General features: G+C 33.3%; 28 protein-coding genes and 1 pseudogene. 20 read left to right on the top strand and 9 right to left on the bottom strand.

Going from position 1 to position 24,581, the window contains the following annotated elements; translation table 11 throughout:
• Nucleotides 1–39 precede the first annotated feature (39 nt).
• Together FCN74_RS04470 and rpmF are read left to right on the top strand one after the other, a co-directional pair.
• Nucleotides 40–570: a YceD family protein gene (locus FCN74_RS04470; protein WP_138931411.1), complete on the top strand. Its 531-nt coding sequence runs from the start codon at nt 40–42 to the stop codon at nt 568–570.
• Between the two features lie 3 nt (nt 571–573).
• Nucleotides 574–774: a 50S ribosomal protein L32 gene (gene rpmF, locus FCN74_RS04465; RefSeq protein WP_138931375.1), complete on the top strand. Its 201-nt coding sequence runs from the start codon at nt 574–576 to the stop codon at nt 772–774.
• Between the two features lie 51 nt (nt 775–825).
• On the opposite strand, the gene FCN74_RS04460 is transcribed toward rpmF, so the two are convergent.
• Genes FCN74_RS04460 through FCN74_RS04450 form a run of 3 tightly spaced genes read right to left on the bottom strand, consistent with a single transcriptional unit; the run spans nt 826 to nt 1,755 of the window.
• Complete coding sequence (locus FCN74_RS04460) at nt 826–1,041, bottom strand: DUF6327 family protein (RefSeq protein WP_138931374.1); 216 nt, start codon at nt 1,039–1,041, stop codon at nt 826–828.
• 11 nt (nt 1,042–1,052) lie between these two features.
• On the bottom strand, nt 1,053–1,403 hold the full coding sequence (locus FCN74_RS04455; RefSeq protein WP_138931373.1) for a phage holin family protein: 351 nt from the start codon (nt 1,401–1,403) through the stop codon (nt 1,053–1,055).
• 1 nt (nt 1,404) lies between these two features.
• Entirely contained in the window at nt 1,405–1,755 is a 351-nt protein-coding gene (locus FCN74_RS04450) for a YtxH domain-containing protein (RefSeq protein WP_138931372.1), read from the bottom strand.
• A gap of 200 nt (nt 1,756–1,955) precedes the next feature.
• Between FCN74_RS04450 and FCN74_RS04445 the strand changes: the two genes are divergently transcribed.
• The gene (locus FCN74_RS04445) at nt 1,956–2,150 is read left to right on the top strand and encodes a Sec-independent protein translocase subunit TatA/TatB (RefSeq protein ID WP_138931371.1); all 195 of its coding nucleotides are present in this window, start codon (nt 1,956–1,958) and stop codon (nt 2,148–2,150) included.
• Nucleotides 2,151–2,158: 8 nt separating this feature from the next.
• Here FCN74_RS04445 and FCN74_RS04440 read toward each other — a convergent pair whose 3' ends face one another.
• Together FCN74_RS04440 and lpxB are read right to left on the bottom strand one after the other, a co-directional pair.
• Nucleotides 2,159–2,926, bottom strand: a complete 768-nt coding sequence (locus tag FCN74_RS04440) for a UDP-2,3-diacylglucosamine diphosphatase (protein WP_171047099.1) — start codon at nt 2,924–2,926, stop codon at nt 2,159–2,161.
• Between the two features lie 11 nt (nt 2,927–2,937).
• Nucleotides 2,938–4,050: a lipid-A-disaccharide synthase gene (gene lpxB, locus FCN74_RS04435; protein ID WP_138931370.1), complete on the bottom strand. Its 1,113-nt coding sequence runs from the start codon at nt 4,048–4,050 to the stop codon at nt 2,938–2,940.
• Nucleotides 4,051–4,366: 316 nt separating this feature from the next.
• On the opposite strand from lpxB, the gene FCN74_RS04430 reads away from it, so the two are divergent.
• Both FCN74_RS04430 and FCN74_RS04425 read left to right on the top strand, forming a co-directional pair.
• The gene (locus tag FCN74_RS04430) at nt 4,367–4,855 is read left to right on the top strand and encodes an N-acetylmuramoyl-L-alanine amidase (protein ID WP_246062551.1); all 489 of its coding nucleotides are present in this window, start codon (nt 4,367–4,369) and stop codon (nt 4,853–4,855) included.
• 90 nt (nt 4,856–4,945) lie between these two features.
• Nucleotides 4,946–5,371, top strand: coding sequence for a DUF4174 domain-containing protein (locus tag FCN74_RS04425; RefSeq protein ID WP_138931369.1), 426 nt, complete (start codon nt 4,946–4,948; stop codon nt 5,369–5,371).
• 142 nt (nt 5,372–5,513) lie between these two features.
• Here FCN74_RS04425 and FCN74_RS04420 read toward each other — a convergent pair whose 3' ends face one another.
• On the bottom strand, nt 5,514–6,041 hold the full coding sequence (locus tag FCN74_RS04420) for a DUF3667 domain-containing protein (protein WP_246062550.1): 528 nt from the start codon (nt 6,039–6,041) through the stop codon (nt 5,514–5,516).
• A gap of 6 nt (nt 6,042–6,047) precedes the next feature.
• A pseudogene (locus tag FCN74_RS12400) lies at nt 6,048–6,182 on the bottom strand (zinc-ribbon domain-containing protein); the annotation flags it as partial.
• A gap of 138 nt (nt 6,183–6,320) precedes the next feature.
• On the opposite strand from FCN74_RS12400, the gene FCN74_RS04415 reads away from it, so the two are divergent.
• From FCN74_RS04415 to der, 4 genes are all read left to right on the top strand, one after another.
• The gene (locus tag FCN74_RS04415; protein ID WP_138931367.1) at nt 6,321–7,772 is read left to right on the top strand and encodes an oligosaccharide flippase family protein; all 1,452 of its coding nucleotides are present in this window, start codon (nt 6,321–6,323) and stop codon (nt 7,770–7,772) included.
• Between the two features lie 2 nt (nt 7,773–7,774).
• A complete protein-coding gene (gene dut / locus FCN74_RS04410) occupies nt 7,775–8,206 on the top strand; it encodes a dUTP diphosphatase (RefSeq protein ID WP_138931366.1) in 432 nt (143 codons plus the stop codon).
• Between the two features lie 144 nt (nt 8,207–8,350).
• Complete coding sequence (locus tag FCN74_RS04405; RefSeq protein ID WP_138931365.1) at nt 8,351–8,710, top strand: four helix bundle protein; 360 nt, start codon at nt 8,351–8,353, stop codon at nt 8,708–8,710.
• Between the two features lie 150 nt (nt 8,711–8,860).
• Entirely contained in the window at nt 8,861–10,165 is a 1,305-nt protein-coding gene (gene der / locus FCN74_RS04400) for a ribosome biogenesis GTPase Der (protein ID WP_138931364.1), read from the top strand.
• A gap of 46 nt (nt 10,166–10,211) precedes the next feature.
• Here the strand turns inward: der and FCN74_RS12275 are convergent, their stop codons facing one another.
• Entirely contained in the window at nt 10,212–10,337 is a 126-nt protein-coding gene (locus FCN74_RS12275) for a hypothetical protein (protein WP_262710017.1), read from the bottom strand.
• 153 nt (nt 10,338–10,490) lie between these two features.
• Nucleotides 10,491–12,305 (bottom strand): glycoside hydrolase family 2 TIM barrel-domain containing protein, encoded by a 1,815-nt coding sequence (locus tag FCN74_RS04395; protein WP_138931363.1) that lies wholly within the window; start codon nt 12,303–12,305, stop codon nt 10,491–10,493.
• A gap of 238 nt (nt 12,306–12,543) precedes the next feature.
• Here FCN74_RS04395 and mraZ point away from each other — a divergent pair, with 238 nt between their 5' ends.
• From mraZ to FCN74_RS04340, 11 genes are read left to right on the top strand one after another with little or no spacing between them, the layout of a single operon-like run.
• A complete protein-coding gene (mraZ, locus tag FCN74_RS04390) occupies nt 12,544–13,002 on the top strand; it encodes a division/cell wall cluster transcriptional repressor MraZ (RefSeq protein WP_138931362.1) in 459 nt (152 codons plus the stop codon).
• A complete protein-coding gene (gene rsmH / locus FCN74_RS04385) occupies nt 12,989–13,894 on the top strand; it encodes a 16S rRNA (cytosine(1402)-N(4))-methyltransferase RsmH (protein ID WP_138931361.1) in 906 nt (301 codons plus the stop codon). The genes mraZ and rsmH overlap by 14 nt, the downstream gene beginning before the upstream one ends.
• A 2-nt stretch (nt 13,895–13,896) precedes the next feature.
• Nucleotides 13,897–14,217: an FtsL-like putative cell division protein gene (locus tag FCN74_RS04380; RefSeq protein WP_138931360.1), complete on the top strand. Its 321-nt coding sequence runs from the start codon at nt 13,897–13,899 to the stop codon at nt 14,215–14,217.
• Nucleotides 14,214–16,175 (top strand): penicillin-binding protein, encoded by a 1,962-nt coding sequence (locus FCN74_RS04375; RefSeq protein WP_138931359.1) that lies wholly within the window; start codon nt 14,214–14,216, stop codon nt 16,173–16,175. The genes FCN74_RS04380 and FCN74_RS04375 overlap by 4 nt, the downstream gene beginning before the upstream one ends.
• Entirely contained in the window at nt 16,172–17,638 is a 1,467-nt protein-coding gene (locus FCN74_RS04370) for a UDP-N-acetylmuramoyl-L-alanyl-D-glutamate--2,6-diaminopimelate ligase (protein WP_138931358.1), read from the top strand. The genes FCN74_RS04375 and FCN74_RS04370 overlap by 4 nt, the downstream gene beginning before the upstream one ends.
• A gap of 2 nt (nt 17,639–17,640) precedes the next feature.
• On the top strand, nt 17,641–18,855 hold the full coding sequence (gene mraY, locus FCN74_RS04365; RefSeq protein ID WP_138931357.1) for a phospho-N-acetylmuramoyl-pentapeptide-transferase: 1,215 nt from the start codon (nt 17,641–17,643) through the stop codon (nt 18,853–18,855).
• On the top strand, nt 18,855–20,189 hold the full coding sequence (gene murD / locus FCN74_RS04360; protein ID WP_138931356.1) for a UDP-N-acetylmuramoyl-L-alanine--D-glutamate ligase: 1,335 nt from the start codon (nt 18,855–18,857) through the stop codon (nt 20,187–20,189). The genes mraY and murD overlap by 1 nt, the downstream gene beginning before the upstream one ends.
• A 5-nt stretch (nt 20,190–20,194) precedes the next feature.
• A complete protein-coding gene (locus FCN74_RS04355; protein WP_138931355.1) occupies nt 20,195–21,424 on the top strand; it encodes an FtsW/RodA/SpoVE family cell cycle protein in 1,230 nt (409 codons plus the stop codon).
• Nucleotides 21,421–22,515, top strand: a complete 1,095-nt coding sequence (murG, locus tag FCN74_RS04350) for an undecaprenyldiphospho-muramoylpentapeptide beta-N-acetylglucosaminyltransferase (RefSeq protein ID WP_138931354.1) — start codon at nt 21,421–21,423, stop codon at nt 22,513–22,515. Before FCN74_RS04355 ends, murG begins: the two co-directional genes overlap by 4 nt.
• Nucleotides 22,512–23,867, top strand: a complete 1,356-nt coding sequence (gene murC / locus FCN74_RS04345; RefSeq protein WP_138931353.1) for a UDP-N-acetylmuramate--L-alanine ligase — start codon at nt 22,512–22,514, stop codon at nt 23,865–23,867. Before murG ends, murC begins: the two co-directional genes overlap by 4 nt.
• Nucleotides 23,857–24,579, top strand: coding sequence for a cell division protein FtsQ/DivIB (locus tag FCN74_RS04340; protein WP_138931352.1), 723 nt, complete (start codon nt 23,857–23,859; stop codon nt 24,577–24,579). Before murC ends, FCN74_RS04340 begins: the two co-directional genes overlap by 11 nt.
• The last annotated feature ends 2 nt before the right edge of the window (nt 24,580–24,581 follow it).

Raw genomic sequence — 24,581 nt, 5'->3', positions numbered from 1 at the left:
AATAATTTTTATATTTGTAAGTTCAAAATTGATGTGATGATGTTGAATCTTGAAGATTATGCCATTCGTTTTGTTGGCCTAAAGGAAGGAGAACATCAATTTGAGTATAAGATAGATAATACGTTCTTTGATGAATTTGATTACCAAGAATTTTTGAAATCAGATATTCAGGTTGATATCTATTTGGTCAAAAAAAATACCCATCTCGAATTTGATTTTCACATTGAAGGTAAAGTGGAAGTCGAGTGTGACTTGACTTTAGAGCATTTTTACTTGCCAATAGAAAACAGTTTATCTTTAGTTGTAAAATTTGGAGATGAATACAAAGAGATAAACGAAGAGTTGTTGATTATTCCCTTCGGACAGGATGAAATACAAATTGAACAATTCATTTATGAATGCGTAGTTTTGGCTTTACCTTCCAAAAAAGTTCATCCTGGAGTAGAAGACGGTACTTTAGATTCTGAAATTCTTGACAAATTAAATCGTCATAGCATCAATCAAAAAAATACTGAAAATCCAGAAATAGACCCTCGTTGGGATAAATTAAAAAAATTATTAAAAGATTAGAAAATGGCACATCCAAAAAGAAAAACCTCTAAAACACGTAGAGATAAAAGACGTACTCATATTAAGGCCGAAATGCCTCAAATTGCTACTGACCCAACCACCGGAGAAGCGCATTTATATCATAGAGCGCATTGGCATGAAGGCAAATTATATTATAGAGGTCAAGTATTGATAGACAACACTGAAGACATCGAAGTGGAATAATAATATTTATTTTACTAATAAAAAAAAGCACTTTTTTGAAAGTGCTTTTTTTTATGCTCTAAATTTATTTACAATGATCTGTACAATTTTTTTGTATAGATATTTTTGGCTTAACATTGCCACAAATTCAGCAAAAAGGTTTGATGGCTTTAAAGTGTGCTTGATGTACTTTAAATCTATTTCAGCTCGCTGTTTATGAATATCGGCTTGCAACCTTAAAATTTTAAGGTGTTTATCGATATCTTCCATAGACTGGTAATTTCTCAAAATTCTATAATTTAAATGTCCTCAAATATTTGGTTGTAAATTTTTAATACGGATTTCTCTATAAAAGGTTTTCCAAAAATTAATATTAATAAAAGTATTACAAAATAAATTCCTGCAATAATAAAAAACCCTACATAATAATACCCTATCAATTTACCTAATAGTAAACCTAAACCAATTGAAAGAAATGCAAAAATGAGCAAGACTATTCCAGCGTTTATAAGGAATTTCAGCAAAGATGACGTTGCCTTTATTAATTTTTTATAAGCATCGAGCTTGTAGTAAGCTATTTCACTTTCAATATAAGTTTTAGCATCATCAGATAGGTTATTGAGATGCTCACCCATGTTTTGATTAGACATTCTAAGCTTTTAATTTATCTAACTCTTTAACTAAGTCGGCGTTTTTTTTTCTTAAACTTTCTAATTCTGATTCCATATTAGCTAATATATCATCAGCTTGATTGTTTGCAGATTTAAAAAGCTTATCGACACGTTTCTCAAATTTACTTTTTGCAGAATCTGCAAAATCTGAGACTTGAGCAGATAAATCATCGTATTCTTTACTCAATTTATCTTTGGCTTTTCCTGCCTCTTCTTTGAGTTGCTCTCTTGTTTCTTTTCCACTTTGTGGAGCATATAACAGACCAAAACCAGCACCAATGGCTGCTCCGGTAAGTAAAGCGACGATAGTATTTCCAGTGTTATTTGACATAATATATATATTTTAAAGATTTATACAAAATTAACGAAAGTTGTACTTATATGCTGTTAATAGGAGGTTAACATATTTTATAATTTTCAAAAATCATTAAAAGAAATAAAATTGACTGTTTCAACTATTTAATTAATTTTAAGTCATAAACACATATTATCACTAGATATTAATTAAATTTGTATCTTAAAATATAAGACATGCATTCACTTAATGTAATATTCGCAATGGGACCTTGGCAATGGGTTATTATAGGTATTGCTATTTTACTCCTCTTTGGTGGTAAAAAAATACCAGAATTAATGAGAGGTCTTGGTAGTGGTATAAAAGAGTTTAAAGATGCTTCTAAAGAAGATGATAAAACCCCTGATGACGATAAAAAGAATTTAAAATAAGCTATTCATTACTTTAAATCGTCAAGTAAAAATTTATTACCATCAAACTTTCCATAGGTATAATAATTAATCCAATCTCCAAGATTAATATATTGACTGTTAGGTTTTAGTTGAATATTTAAAGGCAAGTGACGATGTCCAAATATAAAATAATCGTAATGTTTTTCTCTTAGTTTCTGCTTAGCGTATTGCACTAACCACTCTTTGTCTTCGCCGAGAAATTTGGCGTCTTCTTCACCTGAAATCAATTTATTTTTAACAGAGAGATGTTGCGCTAATCGCACACCTATATCCGGGTGCAACCATCTAAACAACCATTGACAAAATGGATTGGTAAACACTTTTTTCATGCGTTTATAGCCTTTGTCATTTGGTCCTAAGCCATCACCATGACCGATAAAAAAAAGCTTATCATTGATTAAGAAAATCTGCGGTTTATGATAAACCGGTATATTGAGTTCTTTTTGGAAATAGTCTTTCATCCATAAATCATGGTTGCCTACAAAAAAGTGGATGGGTATTCCGGCATCAGACAATTCAGCTAATTTTCCTAAAATCCTTACAAACCCTTTTGGGACAACTGTTTTATATTCAAACCAAAAATCAAACAAATCGCCGAGTAGAAAGATGACTTCTGCATCTTCTTTTATTCCGTCAAGCCAACTCACCAATTTTAGTTCACGAACTCTGCTCGCTTCTTGATTGGGTGCTCCGAGATGGCTATCGCTAGCAAAATAAGCCGATTTTCCGTGGGATAATTGAATACTCTTAGTCATAATTTGCGAATTTACTGTATTTTTTCAAATATCAGTTGTGCGGTTTTTTGGCTAGCTCCGGCTCCACCGAGTTTTTGTTCCAACTCGTAATAATCTAAAAATAGTTGTTTTCTGTGTTCAGTGTCTAAAATTTTACGAAGTTCAGATTTTAAATTTACAGTATTCAATTCATTTTGGATCAACTCCTTAACAACAGGTTTATCCATAATGAGATTAACTAAAGAAATATAATCTAAACTGATAATGCGTTTAGCAATATGGTAAGAAATAAAACTCCCTTTATAGCAAACAACTTCAGGAACTTTAAATAAAGCAGTTTCTAATGTTGCAGTCCCAGATGTCACCAAAGCTGCTGTTGAAACACTGAGTAAATCGTAGGTTTTGTTTTGCACATAAGAGACGCGTTTCTTGGCGTTGAATTGTTCATAAAATTGAGCATCTTGACCTGGAGCACCCGCTATCACAAATTGATAGTCTGGAAAATCATCAACTACATTCAACATGATACTCAACATTTTTGAAATTTCTTGCTTACGACTTCCGGGCAAAAGGGCAATAATGGGTTTATCCAAAAGTTGATGTTCTTTGGTAAAAGCTTGGAAGCTTTTAGGTTTAAAATCACGAATGGCATCCAACAACGGATGGCCTACAAAATGTACTAGAAAATTGTGCTTTTGTTCATAAAAGTCTTTTTCGAACGGTAAAATGACATACATTTCATCAATATCGTGTTTGATGGCTTTGATGCGATTTTCTTTCCATGCCCAAATTTGTGGAGAAATGTAATAATGGGTTTTAAAACCTTGTGCTTTCGCCCATTTGGCAATCCTAAAATTAAACCCGGGATAGTCTATAAACACAATAACATCCGGTTGAAAGCTTCGGATATCTTGCTTACAGAACTTTATATTTTTAAAAATGGTTCTCAAATTCATCACCACTTCGGCAAAACCCATAAAAGCTAAATCCCTATAATGTTTTACCAAAGTTCCATCAACTTCAGCCATCAAATCGCCACCCCAAAACCGAAAATCAGCGTTGTTATCGATTTGTCGCAGGGCTTTCATCAAATTAGACGCATGTAAATCACCCGAAGCTTCACCGGCTATGATGTAGTATTTCATATCAATCTACGCAATTATAAGTTAACAAAGGTAAGCATGAGAAAATGAATTATGACAATTTAGCCATATATAAGTTCAATTGCTCTGATTTATTAAAGTAAGAATCAAGGTATAAAAGACACTCAAAAATTTTTTAGTATTTTTAAAGATCAAATTACACATTATGATTGTTTTATTAGATAATCGTCATGGCGGTCTTATTAATGGTAAATACGTGACACCGGGCAAAAGAAAAAACTGGGGTAAAGATGGAGTGATTTACGAAGGCTAATTCAATCGTGCCATTGTCAACGGTTTGATTGAAAAATTAACTTTTTTGAAAATTCCATACGTTAACATTGCACCGGAATATCGCGATGTAACTTTGTATACAAGAGTAAGGTGGGCTAATAAATACCCAACCAAAAAAAGTTTTTACTTGAGTATTCACAGTAATGCAGGCGGTGGTCATGGTTGTGAATTTTTTACCTCACCTGGAGTGACCAAAAGTGATCAAATAGCAAGTATTTTTGGAGAAGAATACAAAAAAGAATTTCCTGACCGAAGACTAAGAACAGGTTTTTCTGATGGCGACCTGGACAAAGAACGACGTTTCTATGTTTTGACCAAAACTAAGATGCCGGCTGTATTAACCGAAAATTTTTTTATTGACAACCTAGAGGAGTTTCAAAACATCCTAAACACGAAGTCAGGTCGTGATAAAATTATTAAATACCATTTGAAAGCTATCTTGAGAGCAAAAACTGAAGTTTTCCAAGAAAACGAACCTAAAAATTTAGACTTGCTAGAAGATTGGGTCGCCTAAGTCGACACAATTAAAACACCGATATTTTTAAGCTGTAATTTTTTTAAATAGTCTGTATCATATCAAGATAAATAAAAAACACCCTATAATATGGATTCAAAAAATAAGCTTTACCTTATCATTTTATTATTAATAAGCACTGCCATGTTATCCCAAAACCAGACCAACAGACGTTGGCTTATTGTTGTTGCTGAGCGAGATGATCCAGCCTACCAAAAACAGATTGAATCTATTACAGCAGACAAATCCTCAGCTATTGAGCGAAGAATCGGAATTATGCATTGGACAAGCAAAGGTGCTACTCCAGTATTTAATTATCCAAAAACTAAACACAATCCTTTAGCGTATTTAAAAGACCAAATTTCTTTCCAAAAGTCGTTTGAAGTCATCTTGGTTGGCTTAGATGGCACCATAAAACTTAGGCGAAATGAGCCTGTAAGCCCTAAGTCACTTTTTAAACGCATTGACAGTATGCCGATGCGGCAAGCTGAAATGCAACGAAAAAACAATCGATAAATGAATTGAAAATTGTCAAATTGTTTAAAACAATATACCTTACGCAATTTCACTTGTTATCATATAAACAGCTATTAGTAAACTAGTCATAATAAATAAACCTAAAAGTAGAAAGATAAGTATCAAAAATTTTAATACAGCTTTACCTGGTGCATAATTCAAAAGCTTTGCAAATGTCCAAGAGTAATAGATAGCTGTTAATGACTAAATGTTCTCCATAATTGTACTTTCTACAAAAAATCAATAATGTGAATAAAGCATAAATAGGTAGTAAAAGGAAAGAGATTATATTAAAGTACTTTAATGTTATTTTTTGTATTTCTTTTGAAGTTCCTATACTGTCAAGCTGAACCTGATATTGTTTTTCATCAATTACCCCTTCGTCATAACTATCTTGAATGATTTCTAACTGTGTTTCTCCAAAACTACTTGTCAAATTTAAATATTCATCTGAGTAGATATTCATCACAATAGAAGACAAAGCTACTCCAAAACTCACAAACACTATCGGAGGCATGTATCGTTTTCTCACACCGCCCAAATATTCTGAGATGACAAAGTGAGGCTTGGTAATCAATCCTCTTAAATTTTTAGCAAAACTGATATCCCAACCAAAATAAGTAGACATAAATTCCTGAAACAAAACCGCTAGACTTATCTTGGTATCCATAACCTTCGCTCCACAAGATTCACAAAATCTGGCGTAATCTTTTATATCTTTATTACAATTTTTACATTTCAATTCACAAAGTATTGACAACCTTGTACATATTAAATTTTTCAATAAAAAATAAGTGAAAGAACATGACATTACTAATTTTATCATCATTTTTTTAGTTTAATTTATTTTTCTAAATCAATAGACTCATAAAGTCCAACACAAAACAATACTTCATTGCAGTTATAAAATTTAACCTCATTTCTTACCTTTACCGAAAATTCAGAGGTATTGAACCCTTTTAAAACGCTTTTTAAACACACCTTTGTCTATGGCTTAGCGACGGTTTTACCCCGAATGCTAAGTTTTTTATTGGTACCACTTTACACCAAACTCTTTTCAGATTCAGATTACGGAATCATTACATTGGTGTTTTCTTATCTGATTTTTTTTAATGTGATTTTATCTTACGGGATGGAAACCACAGTGTTTCGATTTTTCACCAAGCAAGATCAAAAAGGCAAAGTTGTCAGTACAGCAACACTTTCCATATTGTTTTCGAGTCTATTGTTTTTAGTGTTGTCAGTAATATTTAGTGCAGAAATTTCAACAGCTTTAGACCTGAATGCTTATCATTATAAACTTATTGTTTGGGTGTTATTTTTTGATGCCATTTGTGTGATTCCTTTTGCCTATCTGCGTATCAATAAAAAATCAATTCGTTATGCTGTGATTAAAATCATCAATGTCGTTATAAATTTAGGGTTGAATCTATTTTTACTTTTAAAATTACCCACATGGAAAAATGATTTTGAGTTTTTAAACCGCATTTATGTTGCTGATTTTAGAATAGAATACATTTTTATTTCTTTTGTCATTTCAAGCGGTTTGACGTTTTTACTCTTATCTCCATTTTTTTTAAAACTGAAATATCAATTTGACCCAAAGCTTTGGAAAAGCATGATGAAATATGCATTACCTGTTTTGATTGCAGGCTTGGCGTTTTCAATCAACGAGACTTTAGATAAAATTTTGCTAAACTACTTATTACCTGAAAACATCGCAAAGTCTCAAGTTGGTGTTTACGGTGCTTGCTATAAATTAGCGATGTTTATGACGCTTTTTGCAACGGCTTATCGTCTCGGTATAGAACCTTTTTTCTTTAGCCATTCGCAAACCAAAAACCCAAAAAAAGCTTATGCTTTAGTGACCAAATACTTTGTGATTTGTGGGATTTTTATCTTACTGTTTGTTGTAGTATTTATAGATTATCTCAAGCTGATTATTCAAAACGATGTGTTTTATGAAGCTTTAGACGTTGTGCCCATTTTGCTTTTGGCAAATTTGTGTTTAGGGATTTATCACAATCTTTCGGTATGGTATAAAATCACTGACCGCACTAGGTTTGGAGCAATAATTTCGAGTATCGGGGCATTTGTTACTTTAGCCATCAATATTATTTTTATTCCACTTTATGGATTTAAAGCTTCAGCTATTGCCACATTATGTGCTTATTGTAGCATGATGCTGTTGTCTTACACTTTGGGTCAAAAATATTATAAAATCAAATATCCATTAAAACGTTTAGCCATTTATACTCTATTAGGCATTACATTTTCTGCATTATCCTTTTATCTGTTTAGAGAACAAGTTTGGATTGGCGTTTTATTTATTTTGGGGTATCTAATTTTAGCCTATACTTTTGAAAAACAAGAATTGTTACATTATCTTAAAAAAACATAACTATGATTATTCCGATTATCAATACGTCTGAACACAATTTACCGCAATACGAAACTAAAGATTCAGCAGGTTTAGATTTAAAAGCGGTATGCGATAGTCCTATCGTATTAAAACCTCTTGAACGAAAAATCATTAAAACAGGATTGCATATTGCATTACCAGAAGGTTATGAAGCACAAATCAGACCTCGTAGTGGTCTCGCTGCTAAACACGGTATATCCGTTTTAAATTCACCCGGCACCATCGATGCAGATTATCGCGGTGAAATTTGTGTGATTTTAGTTAACTTGTCTCAAGATGATTTTGAAATTACCAACGGCAAGCGCATCGCGCAAATGGTGATTGCTAAATTTGAACAAGCCGAATTCCAATTGGTTGAAAAACTTGATGAAACTTCACGTGGCGATGGCGGATTTGGGAGTACTGGGAGTTAATAATGTGATAATTTTAAAATGTGATAATGTGTTAATTAGATGGTTTTAGGAAACAAAAATAATTACTATAAAAATTAAATTTAGAAGTATTTGTTTGATTGTAATGATGTTATTTTAATTATAATTAAATAAAATATTTAAATCATGGAAAATATCATTTTACAAAAGAGTTTTGAGTTTGCTTTAAATATTATTGAATACGCTGAATTATTGGAATCCAAAAGGAAATATGTTATTGCTACCCAAGTTTTAAAAGCAGGGACGTCAATTGGTGCTAACATAAACGAGGCTCAAAGTGCAGAAAGTCGATTAGATTTTATTCACAAATTAAAAATAGCTGATAAAGAAGCTAATGAAGTTAGCTATTGGTTGAGGCTTTGTAAATTTTCAAAAACTTACCCAAATCCAGAAGGCTTAGAAGATGATTTATTAGAAATTAAAAAAATTCTATCCTCAATCATCTCAAGTTCAAAAAGAAACCAAAGAAAAAAATTAACACATTAAATAATATTTATAAGTTCTTATTGTAATGATAAGGATTTGAAAATTTACGCATGAGCAAATTAACGCATTATCAAATTAACGCATTATCAAATTAACGCATTAAACAATTACCACATTAAAAATGTATCTTTGCAAAAATTTTAAAATTTAATGTCGAATATCGTCGCAGTTGTTGGTCGCCCAAATGTGGGAAAATCTACGTTTTTTAATCGTATGATTCAAAGACGTGAAGCCATTATTGATGCAGAAAGCGGTGTCACGCGAGACCGTCATTACGGCAAATCAGAGTGGAATGGTAAGGAATTTTCTTTAATAGACACTGGTGGATATGTAGAAAACAGTGATGACGTCTTTCAAAATGAAATTGATAAACAAGTGCATTTAGCCATTGAAGAAGCTGATGCGATTGTATTTTTAGTTGATGTTAAAGATGGGCTTACGGCAATGGATGAAGATGTTGCACAACTTCTACGGAGGTCTAAGAAGCCGGTTTTCCTTGTTGTTAATAAAGTAGATAGTAGTAAAAACATTCAGGATGCCATGGAGTTTTATGCATTAGGTCTTGGTGAATATTACAACATATCTGCTATTAATGGTAGCGGTACAGGAGAATTACTAGACGACCTTGTTAAAGCACTACCAGAAAAAACTCTTAAAAATGATGAAAGCCTACCCAAGTTTACCGTTGTAGGTCGACCAAATGCCGGAAAATCATCTTTTATAAATGCTTTAATTGGTGAAAAGCGTTATATTGTAACTGATGTTGCCGGCACCACAAGAGATGCCATAGACACCCATTACAACCGATTTGGATTCGACTTTAAGTTAGTAGATACCGCTGGCATTCGTCGAAAAGCAAAAGTTAAAGAAAACCTGGAATTTTATTCCGTCATGCGAAGCGTAAGAGCTATAGAAAGCTCAGATGTTTGTATGCTTCTAGTTGATGCTCAACGCGGTTTTGATGGACAAGTGCAAAATATCTTTTGGTTGGTCCAACGCAATAAAAAAGGGATTGTGATTTTAGTCAACAAATGGGATTTGGTCGAAAAAGAAACCAATTCGGTTAAAGATTTTAAAGCCCACATTCTTCACAAAATTGAACCTTTTACGGATGTGCCGATTGTGTTTATTTCAGTAGTGAATAAACAGCGAATTTTTAAAGCTATTGAAACCGCAGTTGAAGTCTATCAAAACCGAAGTAAACGCATCAAAACCCGAAAACTTAATGATGTGTTATTGCCCGTGATTCAAAAATTTCCACCACCAGCTGTTAAAGGCAAATACGTTAAAATTAAATTTATCACTCAACTTCCCACACATCATCCACAGTTTGCCTTTTTCTGTAATTTACCACAATACATCAAAGATCCTTACAAACGTTTTCTTGAAAATAAAATCAGAGAAAATTTTGATTTTAAAGGTGTTCCTATTGATATTTATATGCGGAAGAAATAAATGAGGTTGATAATTAAGACTTTGATTGGTATTATTACTTATTGTGTTATTTTAATAATGCTAAAGCCAAAAGTTCTCCTATCGACTCAGCAATTTCACCCATAACTAAAACAGAAAATAAAATAATGGCAAATATCTTCAATGCCTTATCAACTGTTGAATCGCTTATCATAGCAAATGATTTTTAATAGATTATAAAATTAAATATTTTTATTTAATTTAATTAGATTTTAATAGTAGTCCTTATTAATTATAAACCTAAATTAGTATTATTAAATGTATATACAATTGAAAAACAATAAAATACTCTCCATTTTAACCAATATTACTCAAATACTATATCATCTATAAAAATTTCATGGGTTAAACCTTCGCCTGATGTAAAAATCACAAATCCTGAGCGGAAATAACTCAAGTCCGAGCGCTTGGTTTTTATACTATATTTTTTCCATTCTTTGGTGAGTTTAATTTCTATAAGTTCTATATCAGAATCCGGGTATGGTTTATCATCTTCAATTAATCCAAATCCAATTTTAGTGTTTAAATCGCCATAACTGGCTTTCGCCCAAAAGCTAGATGTTTCAGTGTCGCCAATGTCATAACCATCAAGAATATCGCCCCAATCATTTGCAGGGTCAACAAAGCCTAAACCATACCACCCTTTTTTTGATTTGTAACTGATTTTTATCGCCGTTTCGCCAGATTTTACTGTTTTTGTATGTCCTAAGTCAACCTCAACATCTTTGTAATTTCCCATATAAGCAGAAAATGTGTAAGGCAAATCAGAATTGTCTTTGTAAACATAAAATGGTAATTCTACACGTGGCACGAGAAATTCCCTTTTGGCTTCTTTTTTGTCTTCAACAAAAATAGATTGTGTGGCTATACCAGCATTATTAAAGCTGTCTTTTATTACAGCATATACTTGTATACCGCCATGAACAATTGGCAATTGTATTTCAAAGCCAGAATCCAAATTACCTCTAGAGTTTAGTTTTAAAATTTGATCTCGTCTTTTTCGACTGCCTTTGCGTTGGTTGTAATAAAAAGAAACCTCAAGTTTTTCATTTTCTTTATCACTTGCTTCTAGATTTACAGGTATCCAAGTTTTGCTCTTGGTTTTAGCATCAGGCATATCAAAAGACTTAATTTTTGGCACGTAATTTTTAGGTTTTTGACCTGTGTAGGCTTCTCTAATTGCCCAATATTGCGGTCTTGTCATGCCTTTAAAATGGGTGAGCAGCCATGGTCCAACAAATTCATCACTTGTGCCATAACTGAAAATATATACCCCAAGACAAGTTGGTTTTGGTTTAATCCACTCATTATAGCCTTTAACAATAGCTTCATATTTTTCAGGGACTGATGGTTCTGGTTTTACACCATTTTCATCTGCTTTCATTTCCCATTCTCCTCTTACTCCAAATTCTGTAATGACATAAGGTTTTGTGGCGTTCTTCTTTTTCAATTCTTCATGTAGAACATCAGCGCCATTACCATAAGTATTAATGCCATATAAATCTAAGGATGGTACATAATTTTCCCACCATTTAACACCAAAAGTCCAAGCCTCAATTGATGTTACCGGATGATTAGGATCTAGAGTTTTTATTTTTGAACAAATTTTTTCTAAAAGTTTTGAATAAGCTATTTTTTCCTCATCGGTAGATGTGTTGAGATATACTTCATTGCCAACACCCCATGTTAGAATTGCAGGATGATTTTTGAACTGATTTACCACTTTAATCGCATTATCATACATATCTTGTTTGCCTTGCTCATCAATTAAATAATCAAAACTATCGTCAGCTTCCATACCTGGCTGTCCATGACGCATCCAAATACCAAGCATAACTTTTATGTTGTACTTATGAGCTGTATGAAGAAGGTGTTTAGTGTTGTTATCTGTTCCCCAAGTTCTTATAGTATTAACACCTAAAGTGGTTAATTCTTTAAAATATTTATCATAATTATTACTTTCATTATAACTAAATGTAACACCTTTTACATCAAAGGGTTTATCTTTTATATAAAAAGACCATTGCCCATTTTTCAAATCAACTTTTACCTGAGCTTGAGGTATTTGTATTACACATATACAAAAAAGTATTGTTAAAACAATTGCGAATTTATCATTCATATTATGGTAGATTGAAATATATAGTTGATTAATTATCAAATATAATTAAATAAAATAGAGGTAATTTATCTTAGATTTTCAATATGTTTGATAAAAGCTGATCGCCTTAGTTTTGCACCTTTGTCACGCAGAACTGGATAAAAACCAATGCTTCTTTTCAAAAACTTATCAACAATGTGGGTAAAAGTGGTAAATTGTGGTAATTTTTTTGATATATTTGACCTAATCAATAGGGTCAATGATAAATTATATTGGGACATATGAGTGTAAAATAGATGCAAAAGGACGATTGCTAGTGCCTTCTGCTCTAAAAAAACAAATGCACTCCCATTTGGAAAAGGGTTTCGTTTTAAAGCGTTCCGTATTTCAAAAATGTCTCGAACTCTATCCCATGGAAGAGTGGAATGTCTTAATGGAGAAAATCAATAAACTCAACAGGTTTAAAAAACAAAACAACGACTTCATCAGAAAATTTACAGCTGGTGTCAAGGTGCTCGAAGTTGATACTAACGGAAGACTACTCATACCAAAAGACCTAAAAGCCTTTGCCGGCATGAGCAAGAATATCGTGTTATCCTCAGCCATTAATATTATTGAAATCTGGGATAAAGATCTTTACGAAACGTCTATTGAAGATGTCGATGATTTTGCTGAATTAGCTGAAAACGTAATGGGAAACGATAATGACACAGAATGATTACCACATACCTGTATTGCGCAAGGAAAGCGTTAAAGGGCTCAACATAAAACCTGATGGAATTTATGTTGATGCAACTTTTGGCGGTGGCGGGCATTCTCGTGAAATTTTAAGTCAGTTGAATGCTAAGGGTAAATTAATTGGTTTTGATCAAGATGAAGCGGCTGTAAACAATAAAATAGATGATAAGAGATTTTTATTGATCCCTGAAAACTTCAGATACCTCAAGCGCTTTTTAAAATTTTATAAAATTGACTGTTTAAATGGTATTTTGGCAGATTTTGGCGTTTCTTCTCATCAATTTAATACAGCAGAGCGTGGATTTTCTTTAAGGTATGATGCAGATTTAGATATGCGTATGAGCCAAAGTCAAGACCTCAACGCAAACCAAATTGTCAATACATATACCGAAGACCACTTATCAAAAATCATAAAGCAATATGCAGAGTTAAGAATGGCGCCAAAGCTGGCATCGGCAATTGTCTCTGCCAGACAAACGCAGCCTATAGAAACTACTTTTCAACTTAACGCTGTCTTAGAGCCTTTCTTGCCTTCGACTAAGGTGAATAAATTTCTAGCTCAGATATATCAGGCTTTGAGGATTGAAGTCAATCAAGAGATTGAAGCTTTAAAAGATTTTCTAATGCAAACTGCTGAAGTTGTAATACCCGGAGGTAGATTAAGTTTAATTTCTTATCACTCTCTAGAAGATAGGTTAGTGAAACACTTTATAAGAAGTGGAAATTTTGATGATGATATCCAAAAAGATTTTTATGGTAATGTAAAGAAACCATTTAAAAAAGTAGGTAAGCTAATAGTGCCAGGTCAAGAAGAAACAGAAAACAACAATCGCTCAAGGAGTGCAAAATTGAGGATTGCAGAAAAAATATAGATATGAGCAAAGGCGTCATTGATATCATAAAAGGAAAATTTTTAATTCAAGATGGTGCATTTAAAAATTGGAGTTTTATTCTGTTTTGTGCCATTTTGGCTTTAGTAATGATTGCCAGCTCTCATAGTGCAGACCGAAAAGTGTATCGGATTGCCGAACTCAAAACCCAAATGAAAGCGCTTCGTAGTGAGTTTGTGGATACCAAAAAAGATGTCATGCAACTCAAAATGGAATCTAATGTTACAAAAATAATGACCAAGAGAGGCATCAAACTTTCTGAAGAACCGCCTTACGAAATTATTGTAAAATCAAAGTCTGAATGATAGAACAAAAAAACATACTAAAGCGATTCTATGTCATACTTGTGGCATTGGTTTTATTTACAGGTTTTATTGTCTATAAAATCATCCAAATTCAAATCATTGATGGCGATCACTATAAAGATATTGCAAATAAAAGTGTATACAAAAGCTTCATCATAGAACCTAACCGAGGCAATCTATACGACACCAATTTAAACTTATTAGCCACCTCTGTACCCGTATATGAAATTAGGTTTGACGCAGTAACAGTTTCTAAAGAAGATTTTGATAAAAATCTAATACCCTTATCAAAAGCACTTTCAAAATTTTCTGACCTACCTGTCTCTTATTACAAAAACAAATTATTAAATGCAAGGAAGCAGAAAAACCGTTATTTATTTATAGCTGACAATGTTGACTACAGTGAATACAAAACGATTAAATCCTTTCCGCTTTTCAAATTAGGACCTTACAGAGGTGGGTTTATTGCTGAACAAAGTATAGAACGAGAACATCCTATGGGGAAAGTTGGCCGAAGAACAGTAGGTTATAACAATGTTGGCCTTGAAGGTGCTTTTAACGAATACCTCAAGGGCAAAAAGGGTAGACAATTTAAACAGAAAATATCCAAAGGCCAATGGAAACCTCTTGATGATAGCAATAGTGTAGAGCCACAGGATGGCTTAGATGTCGTGTCTACCATTGATGTCAACGTACAAGACATTGCACATCATGCTTTATTGAGACAACTTGAAAAATTTAAAGCGGACCACGGCAGTGTCATTGTCATGGAAACCAAAACAGGCGAAATAAAAGCCATATCAAATTTGGGAAGAACCAAAGACAACACCTACTTTGAAAAAAGAAATTACGCTGTTTGGGAAAGTCATGAACCCGGTTCGACATTTAAATTGATGAGTCTCGCTGTGGCCCTAGAAGATAAAGTCGTTGATACCACCAAAATCGTAGATACCCAAAACGGTATTCTTAAGTACTACAACAGAACAGTTAGAGACTCAAGAGAAGGTGGTTATGGAAAAATTTCAGTAGGTCAAGCCTTCGCTGTTTCTTCAAATACAGCTTTCTCCCAAATAATTAATGATTTCTACAAAGACCAACCTGAAAAATTTGTCGACAGATTAATAAATATGGGGCTAAACAAAAAAATCGGTCTTGAAATAAAAGGTGAAGGTCAGCCCTCAATTCCGCACCCTGATGACAAAAATTGGTATGGCACTACTCTACCTTGGATGTCTTTTGGTTATGGTGTATCAATGACACCACTTCAAATCTTAAGCTTTTACAACGCTATTGCTAATGATGGTATTAGAATAAAGCCAAGATTTATCAAACAGGTCATGGACAAAGGAGAGGTTATTAATTCTTACAATAAACCTATCATTCAAAATAGTGTCTGTTCAAAAGAAACTGCAAATATTTTACAAGAATTACTAAAGAAAACAGTAGAAAAAGGAACTGCCGATAATATTTATAATGAGAGTTTTTCTATGGCTGGAAAAACAGGAACATGCCAAACTGAATATTGGATTGAAAGTGGCAGATATATTGCTTCATTTGCTGGTTATTTCCCTGCTGAAAATCCAAAATACTCCTGTATTGTAACTATTCATAAACCAGATACAAAAATAGGGTTTTACGGCAGTCAAGTTGCAGCTCCGGTATTTGCAGAAATAGCTGAAAAAATCTACACCAAAACCCCAATTAAAGACCAAGTCAAAATAGACATTATCAACGCGCTTAAAAACGAATCCCTTTTGGATAAAAGAATAGCCAATATACAAGAACAAATCCATACGATGCCAAACCTCAAAGGAATGTCTTTAATGGATGCATTATCTGTACTAGAAAATATGGATTTGAACGTCCGCTTTATAGGTGAAGGTAAAGTGATTAAACAGTCAATCAAAAAAGGTCAAAAAATAAAAAAGAATCAAAACGTCAAACTCATTTTAGGTTGAATACATTAAAAGACATATTGTATAGAGTAAGTATTGAAGCGGTTGAAGGATCAACAAACCAATCCTTTACCAACGTACATTTTGACTCGAGAAAAATTGGTCTAAACGATATATTTGTTGCCATAAAAGGGACACATTCTGATGGCCATGATTACATCAAAAAGGCGGTAGATAAAGGAGCTATTGCTATAGTTTGCGAAGAGTTTCCAAAGCTGAAAATAAACGGTGTTACTTATATCAAGGTAAAAGACACCAGAGAAGCACTCGCCTATATCTCATCTAATTATTATGATAATCCATCTTCAAAATTGAAGCTCATTGGGGTGACTGGAACCAACGGAAAGACCACAGTCTCGACCTTGTTGTACCAGCTGTTTTTGAAATTAGGATATCCCGTTGGTCTAATTTCTACGGTTAGGATTCTGATTAATGACGATGAGTATTCTACAAAATTGACTACTCCAGATTCTTTGACTATAAACAAATATATAAGCCAAATGCATGATAATGGTGTAGAATATGTGTTTATGGAAGTGAGCTCACATGGCATAGACCAAAAACGTTCACTTGGATTAGACTTTGACGCTGCGGTTTTTACCAATTTATCCCATGATCATTTAGATTATCACAAAACTTTTGAAGCCTATAGAGATGTCAAAAAACAATTGTTTGACCAACTTAAAAAGACCGCTTTTGCCATCACCAATATAGATGACAAAAATGGAAGCTATATGCTTCAAAACTGTAAAGCCAAAACCTACACTTACGCATTAAAATCTTATGCAGATTACAAAGCCAAAATCGTTGAAAATAGTTTTAGTGGATTGCATCTAAAAATAAACGATCAAGATGTTTGGACTAAAGTCATTGGTCAATTTAATGCCTACAATCTCCTTGCCGTTTATGCTGTGGCACACTTGCTCAATTTAGATGAACTGGAAAGCTTAAAATTTTTAAGCCAACTTCAACCTGTAGATGGTCGGTTTGAACATTTCAGAAGTCAAACCGAAAACATCTCTGCAATTGTCGATTATGCCCATACTCCAGATGCCTTAAAAAATGTGCTGGAGACCATAAATAGTATTAGAACTAAAAATGAAAAAGTGATAACAGTAGTTGGCTGTGGAGGAAATAGGGATAAAACCAAAAGACCTAAAATGGGCAAAATAGCAGCTAAGTTTAGTGACCAAGTGATTTTTACAAGTGATAACCCTAGAAACGAAGATCCCGACGAAATCATCAAGGATATCGAGCAAGGTGTGGAGGCTCAACACCAACAAAAGATACTAAGCATCACCAATAGAGAAGAAGCCATAAAAACAGCATGCAAAATTTCCAACACCAATGATATTATTCTGATTGCTGGCAAAGGACACGAAACTTACCAGGAAGTTAAAGGTGTTCGAAAAGATTTTGATGACATGAAAATTGTGAAATCTTATTTAAACCTTTTTAAAAAATAAATATGCTATACCATTTTTTAAAATATCTCGATAGCTTATATGACTTTCCTGGTGCAGGTTTGTATCAATACCTTTCCTTTAGAGCAGCAATAGCAGCAATTTTATCCCTATTGATTTCTTTAATTTTTGGTAAGCGTATCATCAAGTTTTTGCAAAAACAACAAGTAGGTGAAAGTGTAAGAGATTTAGGTCTAGAAGGTCAAATCCAAAAAGCAGGTACACCAACGATGGGAGGTCTTATTATTATTATGTCAACACTTATTCCTGTTTTGCTCTTTACAGATTTAAGCAATATTTACATCATCTTGCTTATCGTGACCACACTATGGATGGGAAGTATTGGTTTCCTTGATGACTATATCAAAGTTTTTAAAAAAGACAAAAAAGGGTTAAAAGGGAAATTTAAGGTATTTGGACAAGTAGGTCTAGGTATAATAATAGGTTTAACTATGTATTTTCATGATGATATTACAGTGAGAAACGATATTCAACTCGATTCTAAAACCAACCAAATTGTACAGATAACCAATGAAGAAAAATCAACAACCACAACTATTCCTTTTTTTAAAGATAACGAACTTGATTATTCTAAAATCATTACCTGGATTAGTGAAGATTTAGCCTCTTATGCTTGGATCATTTTCATCCCAATAGTGATTTTTATTGTAACAGCTGTATCAAATGGAGCAAATCTAACTGATGGCATAGATGGTTTAGCCGCCGGATCTTCTGCCATTATAGTTTTGACGTTAGGCATATTTGCTTGGGTGTCTGGCAACGTTATATTTTCAGATTACTTGAATGTTATGAATATTCCTAGGTCTGGTGAAATGACCATTTTTATTGCTGCCTTCACGGGCGCTCTTATAGGATTTTTATGGTATAATACATTTCCCGCACAAGTATTTATGGGCGACACCGGAAGCTTAACTATTGGCGGAATCATTGCAGTTATAGCAATAGCCACAAGAAAAGAACTTTTATTACCAATACTATGTGGAATTTTTCTTGCAGAAAATTTCTCAGTAGTGATGCAGGTCGGATGGTTTAAATACACCAAGAAAAAATTGGGTGAAGGAAAGCGCATATTTCTGATGTCTCCATTACATCATCATTTTCAAAAGAAAGGATTTCACGAAAGTAAAATTGTCGTGAGGTTTTGGATTATAGGAATTTTATTAGCCGTCATATCAATCATTACTTTAAAAGTTAGATAATGCAAAAAATAGCAATTTTAGGGAGTGGTGAAAGCGGTTTTGGTGCAGCAATTCTGGCATCAAAGAAAAACTATAAGGTGTTTCTGAGTGACTCACAAAACATTTCCCAACCCAAAATTGATTGCTTTAAAAACCTCAATATTGAATATGAAGAAAATCAGCACAGCTTCAAAAAAATAGCCAAGGCTAGCCTTATTGTAAAAAGTCCGGGGATTCCTGACGATGCTCAAATTGTAAAACAACTCAACAAGAGACAAATTCCGGTTATTTCAGAAATTGAATTTGCTTTTCAACATACCAAAGCCAATATTATTGGTATTACAGGTTCAAATGGTAAAACTACTGTCGCACATATGGTTTATCATCTGCTGAAAGATGAACTTGAAGATGTAGATTTGGCAGGGAATATGGGATTGAGTTTTGCAAAAACTGTAGCTGAGAAAAAAGCAAAACATTATGTACTGGAAGTTAGCAGTTTTCAACTTGATGGTATTCAAAAATTCAAACCCCATATAGCTATAATTACATCCATTACGCCAGACCACTTAGACCGTTATCAAAATAATTTTGATCTATACACGGCTTCAAAATTTAGAATTGCAGAAAACCAACTCAACACAGATTTCCTAATCTACAATGCTGACGAAGAACATTTGTGCAATTGGCTCAAAAAACATCCTGTAAAATCGACCTGTATTCCTATTTCAACTGAAAAAGAATTGAAATTCGGAACTTATCTTAAAGACAATAAAATTATTATAAACCTCAATAAAAAATTACATATTATGCCAATATCCGCTTTAGAAGTTAAAGGAAAACACAATACAAAAAACGCAATGGCTGCTTCAACAGTAGCACATTTGCTAAAAATCAGAAAAGAAACTATAAGGGAAAAACTAGAAACCTTTCACGGTGTAGAGCATCGCTTAGAACATGTTTTAAAAATAAACAAAGTAAATTATATCAATGATTCTAAAGCCACTAACATCAATGCTACATTTTATGCTTTAGACTCTGTAGGCTCAGATTTAATTTGGATTGTAGGAGGTGTAGACAAAGGAAATGTCTATGAAGATTTACTGCCTTTAGTTAATGAAAAGGTCAAAGCTATCATCTGCTTAGGTCTTGACAATAAAAAAATTATCAACGCATTCAAATCTTGCGTAGAAGACATCTACGAGACTCAATCTATGCAGGAATGTGTAAAAATAGCTTACCACATTGCCCAAGAAGATGATACGGTGTTGCTTTCACCGGCTTGTGCCAGTTTTGACTTGTTTGATAATTACGAGGATCGCGGTAGACAATTTAAAGAAGCTGTTCATAATCTGTAGATACTATGAAAAACTCTTTAGTACATTTTTTTAATAGTAATCTGAGTGGCGATAAAGCCATTTGGGCTTTAGTGGCCTTGCTGGCTGTATTTTCGTTTATTCCAGTATATAGCGCAAGTAGTAATTTAGCATATCTTAATGGTGGTAATGGAAGTACCATAAGTTATCTTATCAAACATTTTGTTCACCTCTTTATGGGATTTATCATCATATTTGCTGTACACAAAATTCCCTATAAATATTTCAGAGGTATTTCAATATTACTTTTGCCTGTTACTATAATTTTATTAGTCTTTACCCTTTTAAAGGGCACTACTATAGATGGGGCTTATGCCAGTCGTTGGATTACGATTCCGGTTTTTAATATGAGTTTTCAAACCTCAAGTTTTGCTGCTGTTGTATTGATGGTTTATGTAGCAAGATATCTATCAAAAATAGCATCTAAGAAAATAACATTTAAAGAAACGATTTGGCCACTTTGGGTTCCAGTTTTAACTATTGTAGGATTAATATTTCCTGCAAACTTCTCGACTGCAGCAATCATTTTTTGCATGGTTTTGCTTCTAGCCTATCTTGGCGGTTATCCCTTAAAATATTGTGGTTACATTCTTGGTACCACAGTTGTAATAGCCAGTTTATTTATTTTAACCTCAAAAGCATTTCCAGGCTTGCTCCCAAATCGTGTAGATACCTGGACTAGTCGAATCGAAAATTTTATATCTGATGATGTTCAGCAAGAGCAGTATCAGGTCGAAAAGGCAAAAATAGCTATTGCTACAGGTGGCCTCACAGGCAAAGGTGTAGGTAAAAGCGTACAGAGAAATTTTTTACCACAGTCTTCTTCAGATTTTATCTATGCTATAATTATTGAAGAAACAGGTTTAATAGGCGGCTTTTTTGTTCTTCTTCTTTATTTATTTATCCTACTGAGAATAGCTATTATTTTTACGAAAAGAGACTCCATATATGCTAAACTTCTCGTTGCCGCAGTTGGATTACCAATAGTTTTTCAAGCTTTTATAAACATTGGTGTAGCAGTAAATTTATTTCCTGTCACAGGTCAAACATTACCATTAGTTAGTAGCGGTGGTTCTTCCATTTGGATGACCTGTGTTGGTATTGGGATTATACTCAGTGTAAGTTCAAAATCCAATGAAGATTACAGTGAAAAAGAACTACAATATAAAGACGAAGAACAAGAAAACCCCTTAGATGTATTGAGTCAAACCATATGACACATTGGAAAGTCATCATATCAGGCGGTGGAACCGGAGGTCATATTTACCCGGCAGTTGCTATTGCTCAAGAAATCAAAAAACGTAAACCAGATGCTGATATTTTATTTGTTGGAGCCAAAGATCGTATGGAAATGCAAAAAGTACCAAAAGCAGGATTTAAAATAATTGGATTATGGATAAGTGGATTGCAAAGAAAATTGACGTTATCCAATCTACTCTTCCCTGTAAAATTGTTACATAGTTTGATAAAATCAAGGCAAATCCTCAAAAAACATCAACCCGATATAGTCATCGGTACAGGAGGTTTTGCAAGTGCGCCACTATTGAAAATGGCAAATATGATGAATTTTCCTACGCTAATTCAAGAGCAAAATTCTTATGCTGGGGTGACCAACAAATGGGTCGCCAAAAAAGCCAACGCGATTTGTGTAGCTTATGATAATATGGATCGCTACTTTCCAAAGGATAAAATTACTTGGACAGGCAACCCCGTGAGGCAGGATTTAATTGGCAACAAACTATCAAAACAGGAAGCGCTTTCAGAATTTAACTTAAATCCACAAAAGCAAACCTTATTGGTCATTGGTGGTAGTTTGGGCGCATCAGTTCCGAACAAAACTATATCCAAGCATTTAAAACTGATAAAGAAGCTCAACTGCAATCTATTATGGCAATGTGGCGCCTTTTATTTTGAAAAATACAAACATCTGTCTAATGATGACATAAAAATTTTGAAGTATATAGAAAACATGCAAGCAGCTTATGCTGCAGCCGATATTATTATTTCGCGCGCTGGTGCAGGCGCAGTTAGTGAATTGAGTTTGGTAGCAAAACCTGTGATTTTTATACCATCACCTAATGTTGCGGAAAATCATCAATTTAAAAATGCACAATCTGTTGCCAAACATCAGGCAGCAATTTGTATTGAAGAACATGAATTGGATCAAAAGTTTGAAACTACTTTGAATGAATTAATTGAAGACAAAGCCAAGCAACAACAACTCTCAATTAACATAAAATCCTTGGCAAAACCTCAGGCTACAAAAGATATTGTAGATATAGCAGAAAAAATAATTAATAACGCATGAAGATAAACTTAAATCATATCAAAAAAGTTTACTTTATCGGTATAGGCGGTATAGGGATGAGCGCCTTAGCTTTTCACTTTTTAAAAATGAATAAGCAGGTGTTTGGTTTTGATAAAACACCTAACGCAATGTCTGAACAACTTGAAAAGAAAGGAGCAAAAATAGAGTACGATGAAAATCTTAATATCGCTAAAAAAACCCGTAAAAACAATACTTTAGTGATATACACACCGGCAATAAAAGAAAACCATCCAATTTATAAATATTTCAAGTCCAACAGATATTCAATTTTCAAAAGAGCACAGATCTTAGGACAGCTGAGCAAAGACAAAACATGTATTGCTGTAGCAGGAACTCACGGCAAAACTACAATTACAAGTATGCTCAGTTACATACTAAAAGACAATAATCTACCCGTTACAGGTTTTCTCGGTGGTATCGCAGAAAACTATAATTCAAATTATATCCATAATGGAGATGATATATTTGTGATTGAAGCAGACGAATTTGATCGGTCTTTTTTAAACTTACAGCCAGATTATGCATTAATCAGCAATATTGATGCAGATCATTTAGATATTTACAATACAAAAGAAGAATTAGAACAGTGTTTTCATAAATTTGTTGAACAATTAAAAGACAAAACCCAATTATACCATCAAGACAAATTAAATTTTGGTGGTAAAACAATTGGTATAAATAATTCTGCTGATTTTCATCCAGAAAATATAAATCTCAAGGATGGGACTTACTATTTTGATTGGGTTGGTCCAGATCAAAAAATTAAGAATATAAGCCTCACCATGCCGGGTTATCACAATCTGTTTAATGCCATTAGCGCTTTATGCTTAGCAATAGCTTATAAACCCGAAATGGGAGAGCGTTTTGCGCAATCATTAACCAATTTTAAAGGTGTGAAGAGGCGGTTCAACTATATCGTCAAACGAGCTGATTTGAATATCATAGACGATTATGCACATCATCCTTCAGAGATTAATGCTGTCTATGAAGCGGCAAAACAAATGCATCCTGAACAAAAAGTCATGGGTATTTTTCAGCCCCATTTGTTCTCTAGAACAAGAGATTTTGCAGATAATTTTGCTCGACAATTAAGTCGGTTTGATGAAGTCAAACTATTAGACATTTATCCCGCTAGAGAAGACCCGATAGAGGGAATAAATGCGAAATTTTTACTTGAAAAAGTAAATGTTTCACACAAGCAACTCATTCAAAAAACTGATATTTTACACACGGTAAGAACCAGCAGTTGTAAAGTTATTGTACTTATGGGTGCTGGTGATATTGGTGTTGAAGCTCAACACATCAAAAACTATTACAAAGATGAAAAATAAATGGATTTATATAAAAATCAGTTGTATGCTCATCTTGATGGTGATATTAGCAGCTTTTACAAATCATCGCCATAGCTCAAAAAAAATTAAGGCTATTGATATCACATATCACCAAGAAAATCAATTTTTTGTGGATAAACAAACGGTTAATAAATTGTTAATACAAAATAAAAAACGCGTTGAGAATCTAAGCCAAGAACACTTAGATTTGAATGTTATAGAATCCCATGTACAAGCACATCCAATGATAGAAAATGCAGAAGTTTTTTTAGATATTGATGGCACATTACACGCCAAGATAAAGCAAAGAAAACCTATCGCACGTGTGATTAGTGAAGAACAATATTACATTGATATAAATGGTAAAAAGATGCCTTTGTCACAAAATTACTCTGCCAGAGTGCCTATAGTTTGGGGGATAAAAAACCATCAAATTCATGAGGTTTTTAAACTGCTAAACTTTATTCAACGTGACCTGTTTTTAAAGCAAAATATCACAGAAATAAGAGTGTATCCTAACACGCAATTTGGCCTGAGATTCAGAAAACAAGATTTTAAAATATTTATTGGTGAAATTGATCATCTCAATCAAAAGTTTATGAATTTTAAAGCCTTTTATGTGAAAGCTAAAAAAGACAACCTTTTGAAAAAATATAAAAGAATAGACTTACAGTATGGCAACCAAGTTGTCTGCGAAAAAATTGAATCTTAAAC

This window comes from Mesohalobacter halotolerans (genome assembly GCF_006120725.1).
Lineage (GTDB): Bacteria > Bacteroidota > Bacteroidia > Flavobacteriales > Flavobacteriaceae > Psychroflexus > Psychroflexus halotolerans.
The sequence above is the reverse complement of the archived record's forward strand: the minus strand, read 5'-3'. Positions and strand labels throughout refer to the sequence as shown.

Excerpts from the sequence above, each read along its gene's own strand:
- murD (WP_138931356.1), top strand. The coding sequence starts at position 18,855 with ATGCAAAAAATAGCAATTTTAGGGAGTGGTGAAAGCGGTTTTGGTGCA.
- rsmH (WP_138931361.1), top strand. The coding sequence starts at position 12,989 with ATGACACAGAATGATTACCACATACCTGTATTGCGCAAGGAAAGCGTT.
- FCN74_RS04425 (WP_138931369.1), top strand. The coding sequence starts at position 4,946 with ATGGATTCAAAAAATAAGCTTTACCTTATCATTTTATTATTAATAAGC.
- FCN74_RS04470 (WP_138931411.1), top strand. The coding sequence starts at position 40 with ATGTTGAATCTTGAAGATTATGCCATTCGTTTTGTTGGCCTAAAGGAA.
- lpxB (WP_138931370.1), bottom strand. The coding sequence starts at position 4,050 with ATGAAATACTACATCATAGCCGGTGAAGCTTCGGGTGATTTACATGCG.
- FCN74_RS04445 (WP_138931371.1), top strand. The coding sequence starts at position 1,956 with ATGCATTCACTTAATGTAATATTCGCAATGGGACCTTGGCAATGGGTT.
- dut (WP_138931366.1), top strand. The coding sequence starts at position 7,775 with ATGATTATTCCGATTATCAATACGTCTGAACACAATTTACCGCAATAC.
- FCN74_RS04450 (WP_138931372.1), bottom strand. The coding sequence starts at position 1,755 with ATGTCAAATAACACTGGAAATACTATCGTCGCTTTACTTACCGGAGCA.
- der (WP_138931364.1), top strand. The coding sequence starts at position 8,861 with ATGTCGAATATCGTCGCAGTTGTTGGTCGCCCAAATGTGGGAAAATCT.
- FCN74_RS04355 (WP_138931355.1), top strand. The coding sequence starts at position 20,195 with ATGAAAAACTCTTTAGTACATTTTTTTAATAGTAATCTGAGTGGCGAT.
- mraY (WP_138931357.1), top strand. The coding sequence starts at position 17,641 with ATGCTATACCATTTTTTAAAATATCTCGATAGCTTATATGACTTTCCT.
- murG (WP_138931354.1), top strand. The coding sequence starts at position 21,421 with ATGACACATTGGAAAGTCATCATATCAGGCGGTGGAACCGGAGGTCAT.
- FCN74_RS04420 (WP_246062550.1), bottom strand. The coding sequence starts at position 6,041 with ATGGATACCAAGATAAGTCTAGCGGTTTTGTTTCAGGAATTTATGTCT.
- FCN74_RS04375 (WP_138931359.1), top strand. The coding sequence starts at position 14,214 with ATGATAGAACAAAAAAACATACTAAAGCGATTCTATGTCATACTTGTG.
- FCN74_RS04340 (WP_138931352.1), top strand. The coding sequence starts at position 23,857 with ATGAAAAATAAATGGATTTATATAAAAATCAGTTGTATGCTCATCTTG.
- FCN74_RS04395 (WP_138931363.1), bottom strand. The coding sequence starts at position 12,305 with ATGAATGATAAATTCGCAATTGTTTTAACAATACTTTTTTGTATATGT.
- FCN74_RS04380 (WP_138931360.1), top strand. The coding sequence starts at position 13,897 with ATGAGCAAAGGCGTCATTGATATCATAAAAGGAAAATTTTTAATTCAA.
- FCN74_RS12275 (WP_262710017.1), bottom strand. The coding sequence starts at position 10,337 with ATGATAAGCGATTCAACAGTTGATAAGGCATTGAAGATATTTGCCATT.
- murC (WP_138931353.1), top strand. The coding sequence starts at position 22,512 with ATGAAGATAAACTTAAATCATATCAAAAAAGTTTACTTTATCGGTATA.
- FCN74_RS04455 (WP_138931373.1), bottom strand. The coding sequence starts at position 1,403 with ATGTCTAATCAAAACATGGGTGAGCATCTCAATAACCTATCTGATGAT.
- mraZ (WP_138931362.1), top strand. The coding sequence starts at position 12,544 with ATGATAAATTATATTGGGACATATGAGTGTAAAATAGATGCAAAAGGA.
- FCN74_RS04405 (WP_138931365.1), top strand. The coding sequence starts at position 8,351 with ATGGAAAATATCATTTTACAAAAGAGTTTTGAGTTTGCTTTAAATATT.
- FCN74_RS04440 (WP_171047099.1), bottom strand. The coding sequence starts at position 2,926 with ATGACTAAGAGTATTCAATTATCCCACGGAAAATCGGCTTATTTTGCT.
- rpmF (WP_138931375.1), top strand. The coding sequence starts at position 574 with ATGGCACATCCAAAAAGAAAAACCTCTAAAACACGTAGAGATAAAAGA.